Below are 16,332 nucleotides of genomic sequence, written 5' to 3' on the forward strand. Positions count from 1 at the left end.
ATAAAAATCAATCACTCTTCATCAAGCAAATCTTTTTCTCGTGCCACCGTTAAAAGGTTGTTTGAGCGGTTGCCTGTACGGCAAAAGATATGTAGTGGGCGTTCGGTTTCATTAAAAAAATCAGCAAAGGCTTGGACGTGGTTCATGTCCATCATACCGCCCGCAAAGGCGATTTGTTTATAGACGATACCGTGAGCTTGGCACGCCTGTTCAATCTCATCAGATGTCGGTTGTCCTTCTTCCTCAAAGTCTGGGCGGTTGTTTACCACGGTTTTTACGCCCATGCGGGCCAATTCTGCCACGTCAGCAGGGGTGATTTGACCTGATAGGGTAATGCGAAATTCGGGGGCGGTGTTACTCATAACTTTTCCTATTAAAAACATAAAAATCAAAAGGCATATTACCTGTTTTTGATATATTTGGCAAATGGATTTTTGGGATAATTTTGTTATAATAACATCTATTTTTTGGGGTTAATTATGACCAACACCGACTACCATAGCCAAATCACCCACACCCTACACACCACTTGCCACGCCCACGCCATTACACCATTACACGCCATAGAAAGTGGTAGTCGGGCATGGGGTTTTGCCAGTTTTGATAGCGATTTTGACGTACGGCTCATTTATCATCATACGCCCGATTGGTATTTGCAAATTTATGATGACAAAGACACGTTTGAATTTATCAATCATGAGTTATTTGATGTGCCATTTGATATTGGTGGTTGGGATATTAAAAAAGCGTTGGTACACATTCATAAATCCAATGCCGTGATTTTTGAATGGTTAAATTCGCCCATTATTTATCATGGCGATGATGAATTTATTAAAGAGATTAAATATATCCAATCAGACTTTTTTAATCCCCAAGCGGTTTATCATCATTATCAAGGCATGGCAAAAAAGGCAAATGGCGAGCTAGATATATCACGTCCGATAAAACTTAAAAAATGGTGTTATCTGATTCGTGCATTACTTGCAAGCCTATGGATAAAAGAATACCAAACCATGCCCCCTGTATGCATGAACGAAATGTTTGGCTTGTTAAATCCTGATGATGTTGATGAATTAAATCATATTATTTATTTAAAACAATCACATGGCGAAAAATATTTATATGAATTACCCCTATCCATGCAAATACTTACCAAACATCTTTGGCAAACAACCCAAGATTTAACTTTTGATAAAAAACAAAAAGGCGATGTTGGTGTGTTAAATGAGTTATTTAGAAAAATTGTTTTTAAATAACTTTAAGATAATTTTTTAATGTGGACGTGTAGGGGCAATTTATTCGCCTAGAAATGCTTTATCACAGGGTAAATTGAATTTACCATTCTGTATTAAAAATCCTATATAAAATTAACGAGAAAATTCATGATAACCATTGATTACCTAAAATCTAATAACCTGATTTTATTAGAATGTATCTCGGGCAGTCGTGCTTATGGATTAGATACGCCGTCATCAGATACGGATATTAAAGGCGTGTTTTATTTGCCCAAGCCCTATTATTACGGTTTGCACGATGATTATGTGCCACAGGTGAGTAACGACACCAATGACGTGGTGTATTATGAGCTTGGGCGATTTGTAGATTTATTATTACAAAATAATCCCAATATTATGGAACTCCTTGCCACGCCAAGCGATAAGATATTATATAAGCACCCTATTATGGATAAGTTTAATCCTGATTGGTTTATTTCCAAATTATGCCAAAAAACCTTTGCAGGATTTGCCGTGAGCCAAATTAAAAAATCTCGTGGCTTAAATAAAAAAATCGTCAATCCGATGAGTAAAGACAAAAAGAGCCTATTGGAATTTTGTGTGGTATTTGACAATCAAAAAAGCGTGGATTTGATAGATTGGCTAGATAATCATAATCTTACCCAATCGCAAATCGGCTTATCCAAAATGCCCCACGCCAGTCATATGTATGCGATGTTTGTCGGCGACTATCGGGGGATTATTCACGATGACAGCCATGATGTGCTATTAAGTTCTATTCCCAAAGATGTATCGCCCATTGCTTATTTGTCATTTAATCAAATGGGATATAGCAAATATTGCCAAGATTATAAAGAGTATTGGGAATGGGTAGAAAAACGCAATCATGAGCGTTATGAGTCCACCGCCAATCATGGCAAAGGCTATGATGCCAAAAATATCATGCACACTTTTCGGCTGTTATATACTGCCTTAGATATTGCCAAATTAGGCAAAGTGATTGTGGAGCGTAATAATCGTGATGAGCTACTTGCAATTAAATCAGGGCAATTTGATTATGATGAGTTATTACAAAAAGCAGATGAGTTAATAAAAGACGTGGAATTGACATTTGAGCAAAGTGATTTACCAGAAATCCCCGAACATTATTTGGCAATAAAAACGTTAATTGAAATACGAGAGCAATTATATGGTTAATTTGCTAAAATTGGTAAATATTGCTATAATACGCCACTTTTTTATTTGATGATGATATGAAATTCACGCTACATAAAACCGACACAAAAACCCGAGCTCGCCGTGGCACGGTACACCTAGCTCATGGCGACGTCGCCACCCCTGCCTTTATGCCTGTGGGGACGTATGGCACGGTCAAGGGTATGCTTCCACGAGACATTCACGCCATTGGGGCGGACATTATTTTGGGCAACACCTTTCATCTGTGGCTACGTCCGACCACGAGCGTGATTGATGAATTTGGCGGATTGCATGATTTTATCGGTTGGGATAAGCCGATTTTGACCGATTCGGGCGGTTTTCAGGTGTTTAGCCTTGGTGCAATGAGAAAAATCACCGAAGAAGGCGTGCATTTTCGTTCGCCTGTGGACGGCTCAAAGGTGTTTTTGTCGCCTGAGATTTCCATGCAAATCCAACACTCCCTAAACTCCGACATCGTCATGCAGTTTGACGAATGCACGCCTTATCCTGCCACACACATTGAAGCCCAAAAGTCGCTTGAATTATCGCTTCGCTGGGGACAACGCTGTCTTGATGAACATCATAAACTGGGCAACAAAAACGCCCTGTTTGGTATCGTGCAAGGCAGTATGTACGAAGATTTGCGTATGCAGTCCTTGACCGCCTTGACCGACATGCCCTTTGACGGCTATGCCATTGGCGGACTGTCGGTGGGCGAACCAAAAGACGAGATGATAAAAGTATTAAATTATCTGCCAAACCGTATGCCGTCTGATAAACCACGCTATCTTATGGGTGTGGGAACACCGTCCGACATCGTGGAAGCGGTAAGACGGGGCGTGGATATGTTTGACTGTGTCATGCCAACCCGTAACGCCCGTAACGGACACCTGTTTACCAGTACAGGGGCGGTCAAGATAAAAAATGCCATTCATCGCCACGACAAAAATCCGCTAGATAGCGAATGCGACTGCTACACTTGCCAAAATTTTAGCCGTGCCTATTTGCACCATTTGCACAAATGTGGCGAAATGCTCTCAGCTCAGCTTAACACCATTCATAATTTGCGTTATTATCAAAATCTTATGAAAGGCATTCGTGAAAACCTAGAAAATGAAACCTTTGATGAATTTGTGGCAACATTTTATGCCAAGCAGGGGCTTGATGTGCCTGAGCTTGGAGTGTGCTAAACAGACGGCATTTTTATAAACATGACATACCAATGGTGGATGTCATTTAAAACCTAGTTTAACAAAAACCCCTGCAACAGCAAGGGTTTAATTTGGCAGATGGCTGATTTAGGCGTCATAATCTTCGGTTGGTGTCAGGTTAATCCCTGCCTGTGCTGCCAGTCCATCAGGGCTAAACACCCCTTCATAGACAAAGGATGTCGGTCCTGTCATCATCACCGAGTAGCCTTCTTGATAACGCACGGCAAGGCTACCGCCATAGAGCTGAACTCGCACATCAACCCCTTCATCAATCCAACCTTCACGCACGCCCACAGCGACCGCCGCACATGCACCTGTGCCACACGCCTGCGTCTCGCCCACACCACGTTCATAGACACGCAAGCGGACATGGCGTTGATTAACAATTTGGACAAAACCGACATTGACACGCTCGGGGAATGCTTCATGACTCTCGATGAGCTTGCCCAGACGTGCCACATCGGCAGTCAATACATCATCCACCAAAATGACCGCATGGGGATTGCCCATGTTGGCAAGGTAGAGCTGAACAGGCTCGCCATCGACATTTAGGCGGTAAGAATTACCCACTTTGGTGATGGCTTGGGGAGCAAAAGGAATCTCGGCAGGCTCAAATTTGGGCTTACCCATGTCCACCTGCACCCAACCATAACGGTCAGTGGTCAGCGTGATGACCCCGCTTGCTGTCTCCACACGCAAACGCTGTTTAAAGGAGAGTTTACGAGCCTGCACAAAGGACGCAAAACATCTTGCCCCATTGCCACACTGTGCCACTTCCTGTCCATCAGCATTAAAAATACGATATTTAAAATCCACATCAGGACGAGACGGTGGCTCAACGATAAGCAGTTGGTCAAAACCTACGCCCAAATGGCGGTCGGCAAGCAGTCGCACCAACTCGCTTGTTAGATTCATCCGCTGTGTCACTAGGTCAATCACCATAAAGTCATTGCCCAAACCATGCATTTTGGTAAATTCGATTAACATTGTCGTTTTCCTTTTGTTTTGGCTAAGTTATAGAGTCATACTGTCTATCTTAACATGATACGCCCAAATTGTTAATATTAAAACCAAAAATAAACGCCATAAAATCAGTCAATAAGCATATTTTTAATAAAAACATTTGTTTTCTTTTAATTGTATGACAGCCAAACCATTTTTTGTCAAACTTTATTTTGATGATTGCTTTAAAAAACAATCATTTACAAATTTGTGATATTATCAATAATCGGAAAAATTTATTAATTTTTTGTCATTGTACAGAAATAATACGTTTTTATGTGGTAAGCCATCATGAATTTTGTTAATATCTATCATGATTAAGAAATTTTGCAAATAAATATATTAACCATAAGGATGCATGATGAGCGATAAAGACCTTGATAAATCAGTCAGTTACCAGACCGCCAAAACGCCCAAAGATTTTAATCACGATTCGGTAATAAATAAAGTAGCCATTGGACGACTTGGTATTTTTCCGCAAGTAAGCATACCTGTGTTTTTGACTTCTGCACTGCTGATTGTTATTTTTATGATTTTTGGCACTTTATTTAGCGAGATGGCAGGACAGCTCTTTAATAACGCCCAAGCCTTTATCACCGAACGATTTGGCTTTTTATTTATCATTTTGATGAATGCCGCTTTGGTGTTTTGTTTGTACATTGCCATTAGTGGCTATGGCGACATTCGCCTAGGTCATCAGACTGAGACCCCTGAGTATAGTTTTGGTTCGTGGATTGGCATGCTGTTTTCGGCAGGGATTGGGATTGGACTGCTCTATTGGGGCACAGCCGAGCCACTGCTGCATTTTGCCAAACCACCCACCGCCGAGCCTAGCACCGTGGAGAGTGCCAAAGAAGCCATGACCTACTCATTTTTACATTGGGGGCTACACGCTTGGGCGGTGTATGCCGTGGTCGCCTTGGGTTTGGCTTATTTTCATTATCGGCGCGGTCTACCCCTATCCATTCGCTCGGTCTTGTTCCCGCTCATCGGGCAAAAAATTTATGGCAAATGGGGTCATGTTGTTGACACCCTAGCAGTATTCGGCACCATGTTTGGGGTGGTAACATCATTAGGCTTAGGAGTCATGCAGTTAGAGACGGGACTGGCTGACATCATGGGTATTACCCCAAGTTTGACATTAAAAATCGCCTTGATTGCAGGGATAACCGCCTGTGCCACGTTATCAGTCATGGCAGGTCTTAATAAAGGGGTAAAACTACTTAGCGATGTTACCATCATCGGCACGCTCATCATGTTAGGCTTTATGATTGTTGCAGGTCCTACACAGTTTATTTTTGACAGCTTTGTTGAGAATGTGGGTAACTACACATCATCACTGGTACAAGTTGGTCTGTGGAACGAAGCTTATGCCGACACCAATTGGCAAGCATCTTGGACGATTTTTTATTGGGCATGGTGGGTAAGTTGGTCGCCTTTTGTGGGGATTTTTATCGCTCGCATTAGCCGTGGACGCACCATTAGAGAGTTTATTTTTGGAGTGTTGTTTGTTCCTATGCTACTGTTGTTTTTGTGGTTTACCACTTTTGGTGGGGTTGCCATCCACATGGAACTCTCTGGCGATTATGGCTTGACAACAGCGGTATTAAATGACACAGGCAGTGCTATTTTCAAATTCATTGAATACTATCCTTTTACCCAAGGCTTGACGGTCGTCATTCTTGCCATGATTGTACTGTGGTTCGTTACCAGTGCCGACAGTGCCAGTCTGGTCGTGGACATGCTTACCGCAGGGGGCAACACCAACCCACCCAAAGTGCAACGCCTGTTTTGGGTGACTTCCGAAGGCATTATCGCTTGTATCTTATTGGCAGCAGGGGGTTTGTCAGCACTACAAGCGGCGGCGATTGTGGCGGGCTTTCCCTTTGCCATCGTCGTGCTTTTGATGATGTACTGCTTACTGCGTGGCTTAGGGCGTGACAGACTAACCTTATATCGCAAAGGGCAATGGTACATCACCGAAGAGTCTGCCGAGCATAACAGTGCCAATCAGTTTGTGGATGAACATCTACTGGCAGGCCCACCAACCTTAAATCCGCCCACGCCCAAGACATCGGCAGGCAAAGATAATACATAAGCCAAAGGAGATTTGCAACACACAAATCACACGCCATTATGATTGATACTTAAAATAACCACACATTCCCCTGATTTTGGTGTAAAATTAGGGGAATTTTCGACACATAGACCCACAATGACTGATTTAAAAAACCCTGCCAATTTTAACTTTCCCCACGCTCATCTCAGCAATGATGACCAGCACGCCCTGCTTGATTTACCAACCCAATGGGTGCGGACAGATGATGAGTTATATGAGCTGATTGATGAGATAGACAGCGTGGATGTGGTCGCTTTGGATACCGAGTTTATCAAGCGTGACACTTATTATCCGATATTGGCATTGGTGCAGGTCAATACCGGCAAAGGGATATACCTTGTGGACGCCCCACGTCTTGATTTGACCGAGTTTTGGCAAGCCCTGTGCGAAGTGCCGAGCATGGTGTGGTATGCGTGCGGAGAAGATTTGGGGATATTTTATCTGCTTGCCAATAATCCGCCCTTGACCAATGTCTTTGATGTACAAATTGGCGTGGCATACCTGACTGGCAAATTGCAAGTGGGTTATAGCCAAGCGGTCAGTGAAATTTTGGGTGTGGCACTAGATAAAGGCGAGAGTCAGTCTAATTGGCTTGCCAGACCACTCACGCCCGAGCAAGAACTGTACGCGGTCAATGACGTACGTTATCTGCTCGCCCTACATCAGGCGGTCGTGCAGGCACTTAGTGACAAACAGGTGTTAGGCTATGTCAATGAAGATAGCACGCTCTATGCCAAAGAGCTGTACGACACTCAGCACCTAAGCGATGATAAGCTCTATCTTGACCATGTTGCCCCGACCTACACCAGACAGCAACTGGCGGTACTGCGGGGCTTGACCATGTGGCGAGAGTCACTGGCTCGGGCGGTGAACGAGCCACGCAGTTTTATCATTGGTAAACAGCCGTTGCGTGAGATTATTGAGAGCCTGCCAACCAACATGAAAGATTTGGCATACACCACCCTAAACCGCTCCGCCCTACGCCGTTATGGTGCTGAGATAATCCGTGTCATCAAAGAAGCCAAAGCCCTGCCCCAAGCGGACATGCCTGCCAAAATCCCCGTTTATACCAGTAAAGCCAAGCCTTTTCGCCATGCCCTAGACGAAGCTACCGACGCCCAAGCTCGCCTGCTAAACATTCCTAGCAATCTCCTACTAAAAGGGCGTTGGATTAATGAGCTTATGTATCACGTCTATCAAGGTCTGCCCATCGATGACACGCACGCCTTATCGGGGGGCTTGCAAGGCTATCGGCATGCGTGGGTCGTTGGCACGGTACTGCCCCTACTTTATGAGCATGAACAGTCCATTCGTGATGGGTTTGATTGTGGTGCTAAGATGTAGTGTGATTAAGGGGTAAATATAAACAGCAAAACTACAACCCCTTTTGCACCGCTTTGGCTTGTATGAGCATCATGTCCACCACCGTCATAAACTCAGGCAAATTCATGCCACGACTGGTCATGCTGACATAACGGTCGCCCGCCACGAACTCGCCATGATAATAGACATCGCCCTTTTTATCGATAAGTTGCTCAAATCTTAGGGGCGTGCCGTTCATGTCTTCACGGTACAGCTCTTTGATGAGCGTTAAGGGCTTGTCGGGATGAATGTGGGTTTCGGTGATTTCAAGGCGTGCTTTGGTGCTAGGGTGCTCAAATAGGCGGTACACCCCATCAAAACCCGTCTCGCCAAGCACCCCTTCATACGCTCGCCCTGTCAGCACAAAGCCTGACGGCAAAGCGTCTTTGATTTTTACCATTTCAAAGGCAAGGGACTGTTTTCGCCCAAAGCGATAAGACATTTTGGCGTGCGTGGCGGATTTGAACTCATGGGTTAATACACCGCCCGATGTACTGCCTGTGCTTTCTAAGTTCTTGATTTGGCGTGCGATGTCTTGTTTTTGGGCGACATCAAGCGTGGCGTCAGCCAAGGCGACATAACTCACCGCTTGCATTGTCTCTGTATGAGTTTGGCTATCAGAGCTGTCCACACTTGCCGTGGCGGGGGCGACAACCATGCTCGCCACGCCTGCTGACGGCTCGGCATTAACAGAATCTTTGGCGGACTTTTGGTTTCGAGACAGGTTGCCCGACAGACTGCCCGATAAAGCAATACCGCCTACCGTCAGACTAAGGGCAATGGCACCGATGAGTAGAGTTTTTTTATTGATAGGAAAACGGGTTAGGGTCATAAGCAAAAGCACATAATCACATCATCCGTCTATTTTATAAAAAATCTGACGGCTTATGATAGATGTTTTTTGTAAATGCCACGTCCCATCTGTACGCTGATGTTGCCATGCTTTGCTTGACTTGTTTGGTTTGTCCGTATCGTAGCTGACCACCATCGTCCCTGTCGGCACACAACAGCATGCCAGAACTTCATCATCATCTAGGTGTGCCAGTGGGATTTGTTTGGCTTTGGGGGCGTCTGTTGCCCCTTTGACACGCATTTTACACGCCCCACAAAAACCCTGACGACACATATAACGCACGTCTTTATGTTCGGTGCGTAACATGCCATCAAGCAAGCTCTCGCCTTCATGCAGATAAAACCGCATTTCGTCTGTAAAAATCCACGGCATGATTGATACTTTTGTGATTAGAGTTCAAAATCGTCCAAATCCACCCCGTCCAAATCACTGTCAATCTGACCGACCAAATAAGTGGTGATTTCGGTTTCTTGGGGGGCAACTTGCACGTTGTCCGATGACAACCACGCATTTATCCAAGGAATGGGGTTGGATTTGGTCTCAAAAATGGCAGGCAGACCAATCGCCAGCATACGGGTATTGGTGATGTACTCAACATACTGGCACAGAATATCACGGTTAAGACCGATGATAGAGCCGTCTTTGAACAGATAGCTTGCCCAGTCTTTTTCTTGCTCGGCAGCGACACGGAAAATCTCAATCGCTTCGTCTTGGCATTCTTTGGCAATCTCCACCATCTCTGGGTCATCTTGACCTTGTCGCATGAGATTGATGATGTGCTGTGTGCCGTTTAGGTGCAGGGCTTCATCACGGGCAATCATCTTGATGATTTTGGCGTTGCCTTCCATGACTTTATTTTCGGCAAAGGCAAATGAGCAAGCAAACGACACATAAAAACGAATGGCTTCTAGCACATTAACCGCCACGATACATAGGTAGAGTTTCTTTTTGAGTTCACGCAAATCGCCTTTGCCTGTCAAGTTATACAACTGACTGGCTTCGTACAAATCATCATAATAAATGGCGATGTCTTTGGCACGGGCAAGGATATGCTCGTTATCCATAATATCATCAAAAATCACGCTCGGGTCATTGACGATGTTGCGAATGATGTGCGTATAACTGCGGCTGTGAATGGTCTCACTAAACGACCATGTCTCAATCCATGTCTCTAACTCTGGCAAAGACACAATGGGTAATAGCACCGCATTGGGGCTACGTCCTTGAATGCTGTCAAGTAAGGTTTGGTATTTTAAGTTGGACAAAAAAATGTGCTGAGCAGGGGCGGATAACTCACTAAAATCAATCCTATCACGGCTAACGTCTATCTCCTCAGGTCGCCAAAAAAACGACAACTGCTTTTCAATGAGCTGTTCAAACACAGGATGACGCTGTTGGTCATAGCGAGAGACGTTCACCGCTTGCCCAAAAAACATGGGTTCTTTTAGGGGGTCGTTTTTGGTTTGGGGAAAGATAGAATACTGCATGACACTCTCTGATGATTGATTTTTATAAATAAAGGGAAGTTGGGTCTTGTTGTCTAGGGCGTGTTGAACTTTGGTATTTGCAATGAAAAATGAGAAAAATCGCATGTTTTTCAAGGAAAAAACGCAGGTTGATAGTTATTCTATCAAGCAAGTTTTTGACGATGAAAAACAAGATTTAGCCATTTTTCATGCAAAAATTGATTGAAATTGTCAATTTTTCATCTTATTTTATAAGAATGTTATCAATGTTCAACATGCCCTAAATATGGTGTTATTTTAAAATAAAATCACTATATCATGTGTTTTATGGCGTGCCATTTTAGCATAATTTTTATGGCTTGGCAGGACTTTTTTGGCAAAATGGGGAAAATTTTGGATAAGGAATTGATTTTGTGAGATTTTAAGTGGGGCGGTGGTGGGCTTGATGACAACTTGATGAATCAATCTATTTGTTGTGGCAAATACCAAAGGCGGGTATGTCCTGAACAAACACCCGTCTAAAAAATCTCCATAACCAAAATCCAAAAATTGTGTTACAATGGCGATACATATAAATCATTCATTTTAAATCAATTTGTGTTTACACGGGGAGATTCTCATGATTTATGCAGTATCGGTGGTGTGGTACGCACTGATTTTTGCCCTTGGTATGGCATTCATCAAAAAAATGCCTGACCGTGCCGAGCGGTGGGTGGGCATTTTGGTGTTTATCGGTTTTTGTGCACAGATTTTGATTAATTATGTTGGACTTGGGCATTTGGGGGCGTTTGAATCACTGGCTCATCTTGACCATGACCGCAGTGCTTTTAATTTGATGGTGCTGTGCCTTATCAGTATTTTTTGCTATTCGGCATTGTTTGTGATGTTAATCAAGGCTTATGATTATTATCAAGAGTGATGATTTGTCTTGACATGAGATTGATAATTGTTTTAAAATAAAAGCCTTAATGTTTGTAGGGCTTTATTGCAGGCATAAAATGGATTGGTAGGAGAATTTCCATGATTTATTTGCTGTCATTTATTGTTTATCTTATCGTCTTTGCCATTGGTGTTTATTTTATTGTCATTCATTCCAAAAAGGCAACTGCCATCACGCATGGGGTTTGTGCGGTGGGTTTTGTCATACAGCTACTCATAAACTACCTGTTTTGGGGTAACGTGTCGGCATTTGGTTTTTTGTCAAACATCATTAATAACGAGTGAACTTTAACCAACTTGCTGATACTGTTCGTGACCAGTGTGGTATGTTATGGTTTGCTTTTTGTGGTGTTTGCTAAGTTAAATGACTATTATCATGAATGACTGGCTATAAAAGTGTGGCAAGAAGAACCGTCATTTGGCGGTTTTTTCATGTGTTTTAATTTTAAAAAGCCAAGAATTTTGCTATAATGCTTTGTCCCGTATCATAAGAGAATAACATGTCGATTAAGTCAGACCGCTGGATTCGCCAAATGGCGACCGAACATGAGATGATTGCCCCGTTTGAACCTAGTCAAGTCCGCCATAACAGCAATGGCGAGAAAATCGTAAGCTACGGCACATCAAGCTATGGTTATGATGTCCGCTGTGCCAATGAGTTTAAGGTATTTACCAACGTGCATTCTGCCATCGTTGACCCTAAGAACTTTGATGAACGTAGTTTTATTGATATTGTTGGCGATGAATGTATCATTCCGCCCAACTCATTTGCCCTAGCTCGCACGGTGGAGTATTTTAAAATCCCCCGTGATGTGCTGACCATTTGTTTGGGTAAATCCACCTATGCTCGCTGTGGTATCATCGTTAATGTCACGCCCTTAGAGCCAGAGTGGGAAGGGCATGTTACCTTAGAGTTTAGTAACACCACCAATCTACCTGCCCGTATCTATGCCGGCGAGGGCGTGGCTCAAATGCTGTTTTTCCAGTCCGATGAAGTCTGTGAAACGTCCTACAAAGATAGGGGTGGTAAATATCAAGGGCAAACGGGTGTTACTTTGCCAAAAACTTAACTTGTCATTTACCATTTACCATTTACCATTTACCATTTATTATTTTAAAAAGAGAATATCATGTCTGATTTACGCATTGAAAAACGTCATAACTTTGACCTTGCCACTGCTCGCACCAAAGCCAAAGCATGGCTAGAAGAGGCAAAGCAAGAGTTTGATTTTGAGGCGACCTACCAAGAGGGAGCGGACAGCGATACCGTGAGTATCACTAAGGCGGGTGTGGATGGACGTGCGTTTTTGGACAGTGATAAAGTCATCTTTGAGGCGGATTTGAACTTTTTGGCAAAACCGTTTAAGGGCATGATTAGTAGTGGTATCCAAGAGGGGTTGGATAAGTATTTTGCCTAAGTTTCGCCTAAGTCTGATGAGGTATTGCCTAATTTGGCTTGGGTTGATGGCAGGGGCGATGCCACTGGCAAATGCTCATGAGTCACACGCCCAGCCCCAAGCCGTCCCGTCCGTGCCACTGCCAACTGCCATCACAGATAAGATGAGCAGGGCAGGGCTTAGTGGTCATGAGATGAGCGTCTGGATTAAGCCTGTTGGGAAGGTTGGGGAGACTGGGGAGCAAATCCCGCTTATCAATCATCTGGCAGACACACCACGCACCCCAGCGTCCACCCAAAAGCTCATCACCACCGCCATCGCCTTAGATTTGTTGGGGGCGGATTATCATTGGCAGACACGACTCTATGCCGATGGCGTGGTGGTGGGTGATACCCTGTATGGTAATCTTATCATCAAAGGCAGTGGCGACCCATCACTGACTCATGACCGCCTTAGTGCCATGTTTTCACAGCTGACGGCTCGGGGCGTGCGTCACATTAAGGGCGACATCATTGTCGATAATACTGGCTTTGTCAATGTCGCCCAAGATGTCAATGCTTTTGACGGGCAGGGACTGCGAGCCTACAATGCCCAGCCCAATGCCTTTTTGATAAATTTTGGCACGCTTGAAGTGAGTATGATACCATCGGGTACATGGGTGTTTGGGTCGGGGCAGACAACCGGGCAGGATGTCACGATTGGTGAACCTGTGCCGTATTTTCGTCCGACAGATGGGACGGTTGCGGTGCAGGTATTGCCAAAGTTGGCGGATTTTCACGCACCGACCATGATACAGGGCGATATCCAGTCATGTCGCACCAAGCCAAAATTTGGCTTATCTGCCGATACTTTGACCATCACAGGACAAGTGGGTGTGAGCTGTGGGCAGGCGAGTGAGTGGCTAACCTTTGCTGACAGCGAAGCGTTTATTACCAGAGCGGTCAAAGGTACATGGCAAGCCCTTGATAAGGACTTTGTTGGGCAGGTTAGGTTGCGACAGCCTTATGATGGGGCAGGGCGAACGTTATCGCCTTTGCTGTCCTTTGCGTCCAAGCCTTTGTCTGAGCAGGTATATCAGATTAACCAATACTCTAATAACGTCATGACCGAGCAAGTGGCGTTATCTTTGCCTCTGATGATGGGTCAAAAAACGAGCGATTACCCCAAAAGTTTTGCCCTGATAAATACATGGTGGCAACAACATCTTACCACGCCTGCCCCCATCATGAGCCGAGCGTCAGGACTGTGCCGAGATTGTGTGGTTGCCCCTAGGGCGTTGGGTGAGCTGTTAGCATTTAGTCAGACTAAGCCGACATTTGAGACATTTAAAGCGTCTTTGCCGATTGTGGGGCAGACAGGCACGATGGCAACCTTTGCCAGACGCCGTCCCCATAGTCCCGCCATCGGACGTGCCTTTATCAAGACTGGCAGACTAAATAATGTGGCAAGCATTGCAGGCTATGTCATGGGACAGTCAGGTAAGATGTACGTGGTGGTTGCCATCATCAATGCCGATGGGGCGGGCAATAACACGCACGCCCATGATGTACTAGATGAAGTGATAGAGTGGACGGCAGGGCAGTCCTAATATAAATCATAAAAATAAAGCAGTCCCAAAACTGCTTTATTTTTATGCATTTAACAAACCATTAACAGCGACGATTGATGCTATCGGCAAAGACATAAGAGAACTCTTTGTTTTTGCCTTCAAAACGCCAATGCCACGATTCTTCGGAAACACCACTATATCTAGAATAGTCAGGGGTAAAAGTTTGGTAAAAACCGTACTCATGGGCATGCTGTTGTAGCCAACGATACCCTGCTGTTTTGGCAAAGTTATGGTCAATCGGGGAGAAGTCCACCGCAAGCCCTGTATGATGTTCAGAGTAGCCAGGGTGTGAGGATGTATGATAGATTTGCTTGGCACTTTGCCCTTGTTTTTTCTTATTGGCAACGATTTGGGCTTGACGGCTTGACGTGCGTAAGATAGAGCCAGGGGTTAGCGTGACCCCGTCAGCACGAGCCGCTTTAATCATCTCTTGTAAGGCAGGCTTGGCGGCACGATGAATCTTGAATTTTGGGTCACTGCCATAGCCACTAGGCACAAGGTCGCTAGGGTCGGCATCGGCATATCTAAAATGCTTGATACCCACTTTTAGAGCTTCGGGGGCACATACCGAACCTGTGGCATTAGCATCATATTGGGGTGTTGGCGTGTTAAAATTGCCTTGCTCTACTTGATAGGCGGGGCCTTGGTTCATCGCTTGCTGTGGCTGGTGTTGATGATGGGTCTGTTGGTTTTGGTTGTACCCTGTATAAGACCGCCCACTTTGGTCGGCAATGGCGGTAGGGTTAGTGGGTTGGCTGATGACGTGAACGGTGTTTTTGCTTGGGCTTGCGATATACCCCGAGCCTGATTGGTTGTTTGTAAAAGTTGCAATCGCACCAACCGTGCCAACCCCCAAAAGCCCTGCACCAATCAATAAATCTCTTGTGCGTTTTTTCATAAAATTACCTAAATCATTCATTATTAGATTACCATTACTAAGTGGATTGTTGTGGGTTTTTAAAATACCCAAATAAAAATAAAAATGGTTGAATCAGATTGCAAAACGAGCAATGCAAAAAATGCATCGCTCGCCTTTTAAATATCATGGATTAACTGCAAATATAATCTGAGCGAGCCCAGCCGACACTGCGACCGAATTTAACTTTGTACCACACCCAGCCATTAGAGTTGCGTTCGCCAATGATACTAACATCACTTCCGTTAGGCATGCGAGCTAGAACTTTATAATTCTGACCAGGGCCTGAACGGAGAAGTACATTACCATTGGTTTGGTGAGTGCAGGCATATCCGTATGAGCCACCGCCGTTATAGGCAGGACCTACTTTGGCAGAAATGTTGGTAGAAAAACCGATGGCACTGGTCGCAATCAAAGCGATAAATAATGATTTTAACTTCATCATCAATGCTCCATAAGCAGATAAATATTGGGCGATACAGGTATTGTAAAATACATTTGTATTCTATAAAATACTACCATGATTTCTTGTTTAAAACAACAAAATTATTGTAACAAACAAGCAACAATTAATCGCCAAAAAACAACCGTTTATTCAACTGCTTATGATGGCTGATTAAAGCTGATTAAAGTTATTGGTCAACTTTTTTGCAGACATTTTCCAAGGCTTTTTCTATTAACTGCTCGCTGACTCCTTGTTCTTTGAGTTCGTTAATAAAGGCAACATCATCACTAAGAGAGTATTCGGAATTATCACGGTCAAGCCCTTGACGGATATAAAAGCGAATGAGTGGTTGAATGCACTCAAAGCCATGCTCGCCCTTGACTTTTTCCAAATGTTCCACAATCTCGCCCGTCAAACGCAGATGAATGGGGCGTAAGGTGTGGTTGTGATTAAGATACATAAAACACCGTCTTTTTAAAATGATTAAAATGGGGGCTTATGTTACCAATATTTGGGTGAAATTTCAATGAATATTCCTGATTGGCATTCATTTAAAGTTATTTAAAATCTTTTAAAAGTTG

At 44.1% G+C, this 16,332-nt stretch carries 19 protein-coding genes; 11 read left to right on the top strand and 8 right to left on the bottom strand.

The features are described 5' to 3' along the window. Nucleotides 1–11: 11 nt before the first annotated feature. The gene (locus IM753_RS01740; RefSeq protein WP_065255867.1) at nucleotides 12–362 is read right to left on the bottom strand and encodes a beta-lactamase hydrolase domain-containing protein; all 351 of its coding nucleotides are present in this window, start codon (nucleotides 360–362) and stop codon (nucleotides 12–14) included. 117 nt (nucleotides 363–479) lie between these two features. Here IM753_RS01740 and IM753_RS01745 point away from each other — a divergent pair, with 117 nt between their 5' ends. The 3 genes from IM753_RS01745 to tgt all read left to right on the top strand — a co-directional run bounded on the left by IM753_RS01745 (nucleotide 480) and on the right by tgt (nucleotide 3,622). Further along, nucleotides 480–1,256, top strand: a complete 777-nt coding sequence (locus IM753_RS01745) for a DNA polymerase beta superfamily protein (RefSeq protein WP_083108048.1) — start codon at nucleotides 480–482, stop codon at nucleotides 1,254–1,256. Nucleotides 1,257–1,382: 126 nt separating this feature from the next. Further along, nucleotides 1,383–2,432: a DNA polymerase beta superfamily protein gene (locus IM753_RS01750; RefSeq protein WP_065255866.1), complete on the top strand. Its 1,050-nt coding sequence runs from the start codon at nucleotides 1,383–1,385 to the stop codon at nucleotides 2,430–2,432. Between the two features lie 56 nt (nucleotides 2,433–2,488). Next, the gene (tgt, locus tag IM753_RS01755) at nucleotides 2,489–3,622 is read left to right on the top strand and encodes a tRNA guanosine(34) transglycosylase Tgt (RefSeq protein WP_194108531.1); all 1,134 of its coding nucleotides are present in this window, start codon (nucleotides 2,489–2,491) and stop codon (nucleotides 3,620–3,622) included. 108 nt (nucleotides 3,623–3,730) lie between these two features. Here the strand turns inward: tgt and dapF are convergent, their stop codons facing one another. Further along, entirely contained in the window at nucleotides 3,731–4,630 is a 900-nt protein-coding gene (dapF, locus tag IM753_RS01760; protein WP_065255864.1) for a diaminopimelate epimerase, read from the bottom strand. A 454-nt stretch (nucleotides 4,631–5,084) separates the two neighbouring features. On the opposite strand from dapF, the gene IM753_RS01765 reads away from it, so the two are divergent. Further along, nucleotides 5,085–6,743: a BCCT family transporter gene (locus IM753_RS01765; RefSeq protein WP_065255897.1), complete on the top strand. Its 1,659-nt coding sequence runs from the start codon at nucleotides 5,085–5,087 to the stop codon at nucleotides 6,741–6,743. 117 nt (nucleotides 6,744–6,860) lie between these two features. Beyond that, entirely contained in the window at nucleotides 6,861–8,108 is a 1,248-nt protein-coding gene (locus tag IM753_RS01770; RefSeq protein WP_065255863.1) for an HRDC domain-containing protein, read from the top strand. A gap of 31 nt (nucleotides 8,109–8,139) precedes the next feature. On the opposite strand, the gene IM753_RS01775 is transcribed toward IM753_RS01770, so the two are convergent. From IM753_RS01775 to nrdB, 3 genes are read right to left on the bottom strand one after another with little or no spacing between them, the layout of a single operon-like run. Then, on the bottom strand, nucleotides 8,140–8,958 hold the full coding sequence (locus IM753_RS01775) for a hypothetical protein (RefSeq protein WP_065255862.1): 819 nt from the start codon (nucleotides 8,956–8,958) through the stop codon (nucleotides 8,140–8,142). A gap of 21 nt (nucleotides 8,959–8,979) precedes the next feature. Continuing rightward, on the bottom strand, nucleotides 8,980–9,351 hold the full coding sequence (locus IM753_RS01780; RefSeq protein ID WP_065255861.1) for a 2Fe-2S iron-sulfur cluster-binding protein: 372 nt from the start codon (nucleotides 9,349–9,351) through the stop codon (nucleotides 8,980–8,982). Between the two features lie 17 nt (nucleotides 9,352–9,368). Then, nucleotides 9,369–10,466 (bottom strand): class Ia ribonucleoside-diphosphate reductase subunit beta, encoded by a 1,098-nt coding sequence (gene nrdB, locus IM753_RS01785; RefSeq protein ID WP_065255896.1) that lies wholly within the window; start codon nucleotides 10,464–10,466, stop codon nucleotides 9,369–9,371. Between the two features lie 82 nt (nucleotides 10,467–10,548). Here nrdB and IM753_RS13180 point away from each other — a divergent pair, with 82 nt between their 5' ends. From IM753_RS13180 to IM753_RS01810, 6 genes are all read left to right on the top strand, one after another. Next, entirely contained in the window at nucleotides 10,549–10,671 is a 123-nt protein-coding gene (locus IM753_RS13180; protein WP_255518621.1) for a hypothetical protein, read from the top strand. A gap of 393 nt (nucleotides 10,672–11,064) precedes the next feature. After that, entirely contained in the window at nucleotides 11,065–11,364 is a 300-nt protein-coding gene (locus tag IM753_RS01790) for a hypothetical protein (RefSeq protein WP_194108532.1), read from the top strand. A gap of 101 nt (nucleotides 11,365–11,465) precedes the next feature. Beyond that, complete coding sequence (locus tag IM753_RS01795) at nucleotides 11,466–11,669, top strand: hypothetical protein (protein WP_062498889.1); 204 nt, start codon at nucleotides 11,466–11,468, stop codon at nucleotides 11,667–11,669. Between the two features lie 215 nt (nucleotides 11,670–11,884). Continuing rightward, nucleotides 11,885–12,454: a dCTP deaminase gene (dcd, locus tag IM753_RS01800; RefSeq protein ID WP_065255859.1), complete on the top strand. Its 570-nt coding sequence runs from the start codon at nucleotides 11,885–11,887 to the stop codon at nucleotides 12,452–12,454. Between the two features lie 60 nt (nucleotides 12,455–12,514). Continuing rightward, nucleotides 12,515–12,802 (top strand): polyhydroxyalkanoic acid system family protein, encoded by a 288-nt coding sequence (locus IM753_RS01805; RefSeq protein ID WP_065273985.1) that lies wholly within the window; start codon nucleotides 12,515–12,517, stop codon nucleotides 12,800–12,802. Continuing rightward, the gene (locus IM753_RS01810; RefSeq protein WP_156065093.1) at nucleotides 12,795–14,369 is read left to right on the top strand and encodes a D-alanyl-D-alanine carboxypeptidase/D-alanyl-D-alanine-endopeptidase; all 1,575 of its coding nucleotides are present in this window, start codon (nucleotides 12,795–12,797) and stop codon (nucleotides 14,367–14,369) included. The genes IM753_RS01805 and IM753_RS01810 overlap by 8 nt, the downstream gene beginning before the upstream one ends. Before the next feature lie 61 nt (nucleotides 14,370–14,430). On the opposite strand, the gene IM753_RS01815 is transcribed toward IM753_RS01810, so the two are convergent. The 3 genes from IM753_RS01815 to IM753_RS01825 form a co-directional block, all read right to left on the bottom strand. Further along, nucleotides 14,431–15,288: a D-alanyl-D-alanine carboxypeptidase family protein gene (locus IM753_RS01815; RefSeq protein WP_065255856.1), complete on the bottom strand. Its 858-nt coding sequence runs from the start codon at nucleotides 15,286–15,288 to the stop codon at nucleotides 14,431–14,433. A gap of 151 nt (nucleotides 15,289–15,439) precedes the next feature. After that, complete coding sequence (locus IM753_RS01820) at nucleotides 15,440–15,751, bottom strand: SH3 domain-containing protein (protein WP_194108533.1); 312 nt, start codon at nucleotides 15,749–15,751, stop codon at nucleotides 15,440–15,442. Nucleotides 15,752–15,938: 187 nt separating this feature from the next. Then, nucleotides 15,939–16,211, bottom strand: a complete 273-nt coding sequence (locus IM753_RS01825) for a hypothetical protein (RefSeq protein ID WP_062498883.1) — start codon at nucleotides 16,209–16,211, stop codon at nucleotides 15,939–15,941. Nucleotides 16,212–16,332 lie beyond the last annotated feature (121 nt).

This window comes from Moraxella sp. K127, assembly GCF_015223095.1.
Lineage (GTDB): Bacteria > Pseudomonadota > Gammaproteobacteria > Pseudomonadales > Moraxellaceae > Moraxella.